This is a genomic window from Geomonas sp. Red276 (assembly GCF_054784495.1).
Genome location: NZ_BLXW01000068.1, coordinates 1 through 5,641, shown reverse-complemented (window position 1 = coordinate 5,641; position 5,641 = coordinate 1). Strand labels below are relative to the sequence as shown.

The following is a 5,641-nucleotide window of genomic DNA, read 5'->3' as shown; positions in this document are numbered from 1 at the left end:
AGTTTAAGCAGTTCGGATTCTTGCAGAAGTTGACTTGGATGCCAGCGGCTTCCAACGGGATACGCGGTGGCCCCTCTCCGTTTGTAGAAACAGACATAACAAAACCCCCCTAGCCGCTTAGACTAGGGGGTTACGGGTAATTGTCAAGATTTTTTCAACACGTTAGGTAAACGGCTTGGGTCGGAACCGGGTGCCTTTTCTATATTGGTTGCGGGGACAGGATTTGAACCTGTGACCTTCGGGTTATGAGAGCCTGACACAAGCTAAAACCTGCTCATATCTGATACTTACACCCTCCCCACACCATAGTTTTCTAACAAAGGCTTTAGCTATCTGCGTCAATTCTGCGTCAATTCAAACTATGGTAACTGTCCAATATGGCGGCTGCATGTGCAAGCTTGTCAGGTGCCAAGTGTGCGTACCGTTCCGTTACCTGTATGCTGCTATGCCCCAACCATTCCTTGACCACGTACAGGTCAACGCCCTTGTTCACGAGTCTGGTAGCACAGGTATGCCGTAAGGCATGTAAGACGAATTCAGTGTCTTTGTCAAGATGCATCTCCTTCCTTACCCAGGCCCAAGCCTTGCCAGCCTGATATATGGTGACGGTGAAGGGCTTGACCTTGTGGGTTGCCTGTCGTGTCTTGAGGATGGACCGTACCCTATTGGTCATAGGTATGCTGCGTGGCCTGTCACCCTTGTTGACCCAGATGGATATAAGGTTCGTCTCATAGTTCACATCATCATACCGCAGGTTGAGCATTTCACTTAACCGGCACCCGGTATCCAAGAGCACTTCAACCAAGTCAGCGATCTCATAATAGAACCCCCTCCTACTGCCATGATTTGTCTCACGTAACAGCTTGATAGACCGATCCTCCTCGTTCTTCGCCAATACACGGATACGTCCCTTGGCTTGCTTCTTAAGGTGAATGAAGTCCCATTCCTGCCTCTTGTACCGGAGTATGGTCTTCAACACCTCAAGGTAACGGTTGACAGTAGCAGGCTTGACCTTGGTAAGCTCCAGCTTGAACATTAGCGTTCTAACTACATCCTCGTTGATCGTGTTCACCGGCACATCGCCAATAAGGGTAATCAACCTCAGTGCTCGGGTACGGGACTGCTTACCGTCCTTGTTGTTTTTCCACCGTGTCTGATATACCTGCTCGATAGCATCGGACAACAGGGTACGTGCTGCTACCTCCTGCGGTGTCATGCTGGCCTGCTCCATCAACTTCTGTCGTTCCATTGCCTCAGCGTGCTTAGCTTCCTTCTTGGTAAACTTCCCTGTACTCTTGAACACACGGGTTCCGTTAACGGTGAAATTCATGTAGAACACACCTTTGTCGCCTCTCTTATAGACGGACATGGTACTACCTCCTTGCATTGCAGGCACAAAAAAAGGAGCCATTGGCCCCTGTTACCTGACTTGTTTATGTTGTTGTATTGAGCCAGCAGATTAGATAGTTTTATTACGCGATTCAGCGCGCATATTTGCCCTACAAAAGCACTTTAGCTTACAGGACATGGGACAGCATGGATTCTAACCAAAACATTAAACTAAACTACTATTTGTGACGTTGGGAATATTGTGATTTAATGCAGGCAGGGTATTGCTGGTAGGGATTACTGCGAGGTTGGTTATGCTGTGGTTTCATCGGTAACAGTATCGTCATCACCTCTTTTTCTGTTAGACCAACATTGTATAATAAAAAAGTCAACCCACAGACTAGGTTGACTTTATTTTCAACTTACAAACAAAATTAATCAGTAAGCAATCTTACTTTTGATAATATCTAAAGCATTTTCACGCTCGGATTTTTTTAGAAATCTATAAGGTATGGCATATGTATCCCTATTTGCTAATACAATTTTACGTTTCTTTCCAGAACGCTCTAAATCAATAACATCTGTTAGAAGTATTTTTTTCTTAGGCGAAATAGGCCTATAAATGAACTCAAGGTAATCATCGGTTATTTCGAGCGCTGGTGTGGTTGAATACCTATATGCAACATAACACATTAGCAAAGATATAATAAGCTGCATGGCAGAGTTAACCTGACGCCCCATCATGAAATTAAGAATTGAATTAAATAAGGACATTACACCTGTAACCCCATACATACAAGCCCACAAAGGTGAAGCCATAAACTTAATCCCATTGCCATCAGACATAAACCCTCCGTATTGAATTCAAAGGATAGTTCGAGACCAATCTGCCCAAGATATGGACGATAAGCAGGTATACCATAAAAGAATGCTGGCATAAAAGCATTTCCACAAACAAACATTAAACGACGCAACCTCAGCAGCCAGAAACGACCCCGGGGTTCCGAATTTTACTTCTGGGTCCCATACTTCAGATATTACCCAGTCTGGACTCCTGTATATATAAAAAATGGTTGGGGTCCCACAGTTTCCCCATCAACCTACCTGCTGTAAAAAAATGAGCTGCCTTTGCCATGTCGCTCAGATCACCAGGATGCTCATTTACGTGATTTCAGCTATTTAGGCAAAAGTGTTGCAAGTATTGAACAACCACTGGAGAACGGTTAATCTACCAGAAACAAAACCACAGGCACCCCAAGTGCCATATGTAACCGGTGTACGCTAAGAGACCATCGAAGCAACCACCTAACAATGTAGACGCTGACACTTCCAGTGTACATTACGGGACTATCCCGTGGCACCAGTCAACTTTACCTGTGACAGTGCCGGTATATTACCAGTAGCATCATAGTCCATTAACCGCTCCACCAGTGCCCAATCGTTTATGGTAGTTGGATCATAATAGAACTGTGAATACTCGGGTTCGTTAAGGTAATCACTTTTGTATGTTAATTCGGAGTATTTTATTTTTATAATGCCCTTGATGTCAGTCATACAGTTCAGTTCATTAGCATAGTAATACTGGTACGCTGACACCATTGCTGTATACAGTTCTTCGTAGTGTATTGTTGGACATATAAAACTGTCGTGCACCGACAGCACAGGGATATCCTTGTCCATTAGCGTGGAAATGACACGTTCGGCAATTTGCGAATCATGGTACATCGTCTCCAGGCCAATACATGCACCATCAGCGTTAAGGTATTTAGCTATTGGCTCGTGGTAGTCCCTGAAGTCAGATAATACTTGTTTCAGGTTAGGTATATTAGAAGGGTAATCTGATTTGTTATAATTGATATCCCATTGAAGCGACTTAAGAGCTTTTTTCTCCGTTGATGCATTCATTACTGACAACAGGAGCTTCTTAAACATGTTCCGTGTCTTATTGTCATCATTATAGTCTGGCAGCGTGTAAGCATCCTTTCCTTTAAGGCCATAGTTGATTCCTTCCATGGCGTACAGTATATGCACACTGATTCCACTATAGTCACACTCCACTACTTTCTGATTGTTTAGGATTAGCCTCTGCCTAAGCTCACTCGGCAGCCCCATCCAGAAGCCACCGTAATACCGTCCACCCTGCCTAAATGATTCATTATTGAATATCCGCCTGACTTTCTTAGCTGTTAGGTCAACATATAGGGTCTTCTCTGGCACGAGCCCATCATGATGCAGGTCAATGTATGTCTTTTGCAGAAAGTCGTTGTAACGCTCAATCTGCAACCTCATGCCATTGGTTTCCTCAGTATCAACATAGTCCATTGGCTCTTTATCTGAGTCCCTAAGCAGAACAACCTCTACCTCTTCAACCTCATGGACCATATCCTCAGTAAAATGGTACTGGCCGACTAGCAGGTCTATCAATTTGGCGGTGGCACGAATGCGGGAGCACCTACCCTGCTTGGCCACCTTATCGAATGAAAATGAAAGGGGTTTGGCATACCCCTCTTTTATAAGACCATCGATCACCTTCATCAACGGGCGGTAGCTTATACGCTGTCTGTTGTATCTGAAGATTAGCTTGTAATTGCCCGTCCCCCTTGAGTACCCGATCCACTTGTCAGGATCAAGCAAGTAGGTCTTATAGAGATTTAAGACCACCATGCCCATGTGCTCCACGGCCCGGTCAAGGTTATAACCGATCTCTTCGCATAGGTGGCTTACTGCCGCTGCAACACGGTCATCAGTACTGCACAAGTGAATATTGAACGGACAGGAGTTATTGTAGTCGGGCTTAGGTTCCTCAAGATCACCGAACAAGGTCCAATCGAAGTCTTCTAAGCTTTCCTGTATTAGTTGGTATTCTTCCGCATCCATAGTAGCCTCGCATCGCATCGATAAAAAAAGGGAGCCACAACTTATGACTCCCTTCCTCTTCTTCTTTTTATAGCTTCTAGGTGATATTAGCGTTTTGGGTCAACTTAACCCAGGTGGCTGCGGTCTCCATGTCAGGGGCACGAAAGCTGAGCTCACCTACTACGGTAACTGCGCCTTCGAACGTTTCAGTTACTTGGGCAGAGGAAATGACCAACGTACCTCCTTCCCCTTTGGGCAAGCCTGTGATTATTGCGAACGGTCCTTTGGCTATCATACTTGCCCCCTATGCCGTAGCCACAACTACGCTGTCGCTTTCCATCCTGGCATCAACCTCTTCCTTGGACACCTTGATGCCTGCTGCCTTCGCCTTCTCCACAAAGATCAGGTTCTTGATGGAGGCCCTACGCGCGGAAAGCTTCTGTTTGCGCTCCATATCTTCCAACTTTGCCAACCTTGCTGCGTCCACCTGTACCATTTCTGCGTTCATCGTTTTCTCCATTTTGTGTTGCATTACAGGACCATATGCCCCATAATCACCACGGTTAGTGTTGCTCACCGGCATCATTTGACCACTACCCCTTTAGGACTTTCGCAGAGTCCTCTAGGGGTTTCCTCTTTTGTACCTACTTACAAGCAAACTGTATCACCTCCTCGCTTCATTCTATACTCTGTTAGCTGCACTCTAGATATCAAGTTCAACACATTTGAAGTCCTTCAACTTAGCCTCTGCTTCGGCCAACAATTTTGATGGAAGGTTCAGCTTGGTCACCTCAAGATACTCTTTATAGATATTGTAACTATAAATGGAAGTTCCGCTTCCATGCTGCTCCTCAATTCTATACAGCAGATAGCTACCTTTCCTTGTTTCAAACAGCTCGTAATCTACAACCTTATCATCAAAGATATCATGGCGCCCTGTTCCCAGTAAGCGTCCAGTGAACTTGACATACTCCCCACTACTGATATCCCAAGCGTCATCCTTGCTACCTACCCAAAGCCGAATCTCAACTAGCTCCTTGCCTCTATCTTCCTTCTCATGTACGAGTTTCTTTAAAGCATCTACTATGAATCCAGATATTGATTCCCCTATGTATTCCTTAGCCTTCTCGTAGACCGGGACATCTGCATCCGCGATATAAAAATTCTTTCTTGGCACCTTGGCCTCCCTTCCCGTGTGGCGATGAGATGACTATACACACACTACCCACCTAGCGCAATCATTTTTTGTAGATGCTCAAAAAAAACTGTACACCCCACCCCACCTTCCTCTTGCCAACCATCTACCGGCACACTACCCAACGAGTGTTGTCAACCGCCAAGGTTATTTGCCACCCCCGTCGCCAAAGTTATTTTCCAGTTTAAGCGGTCAGCGGGAGTTCCTGAGTTAAGTTGTCGTGGTCTTCTGAGGGCGGCTCCTCCTGCGGTATGACTCCCC

The 5,641-nt window shown here is 45.5% G+C and carries 5 protein-coding genes; all 5 read right to left on the bottom strand.

Annotation, left to right across the window (positions count from 1 at the left end; all coding sequences use genetic code 11):
- Positions 1 to 349 precede the first annotated feature (349 nt).
- Positions 350 to 1,369 carry a tyrosine-type recombinase/integrase gene (locus tag ACYVL5_RS23255; protein ID WP_460597932.1) on the bottom strand — a complete coding sequence of 340 codons (1,020 nt, stop codon included), beginning with the start codon at positions 1,367 to 1,369 and terminating at the stop codon, positions 350 to 352.
- A 398-nt stretch (positions 1,370 to 1,767) separates the two neighbouring features.
- Positions 1,768 to 2,175 carry a hypothetical protein gene (locus ACYVL5_RS23250; protein WP_460597931.1) on the bottom strand — a complete coding sequence of 136 codons (408 nt, stop codon included), beginning with the start codon at positions 2,173 to 2,175 and terminating at the stop codon, positions 1,768 to 1,770.
- A 501-nt stretch (positions 2,176 to 2,676) separates the two neighbouring features.
- Positions 2,677 to 4,206: a hypothetical protein gene (locus tag ACYVL5_RS23245; protein ID WP_460597930.1), complete on the bottom strand. Its 1,530-nt coding sequence runs from the start codon at positions 4,204 to 4,206 to the stop codon at positions 2,677 to 2,679.
- Between the two features lie 283 nt (positions 4,207 to 4,489).
- Positions 4,490 to 4,693 carry a hypothetical protein gene (locus ACYVL5_RS23240; RefSeq protein ID WP_460597929.1) on the bottom strand — a complete coding sequence of 68 codons (204 nt, stop codon included), beginning with the start codon at positions 4,691 to 4,693 and terminating at the stop codon, positions 4,490 to 4,492.
- A gap of 195 nt (positions 4,694 to 4,888) precedes the next feature.
- On the bottom strand, positions 4,889 to 5,362 hold the full coding sequence (locus tag ACYVL5_RS23235; RefSeq protein ID WP_460597928.1) for a hypothetical protein: 474 nt from the start codon (positions 5,360 to 5,362) through the stop codon (positions 4,889 to 4,891).
- Positions 5,363 to 5,641: the final 279 nt, after the last annotated feature.

Coding starts and splice junctions, on each gene's coding strand:
- ACYVL5_RS23240 (WP_460597929.1), bottom strand. CDS start 4,693: ATGAACGCAGAAATGGTACAGGTGGACGCAGCAAGGTTGGCAAAGTTG.
- ACYVL5_RS23245 (WP_460597930.1), bottom strand. CDS start 4,206: ATGGATGCGGAAGAATACCAACTAATACAGGAAAGCTTAGAAGACTTC.
- ACYVL5_RS23250 (WP_460597931.1), bottom strand. CDS start 2,175: ATGTCTGATGGCAATGGGATTAAGTTTATGGCTTCACCTTTGTGGGCT.
- ACYVL5_RS23255 (WP_460597932.1), bottom strand. CDS start 1,369: ATGTCCGTCTATAAGAGAGGCGACAAAGGTGTGTTCTACATGAATTTC.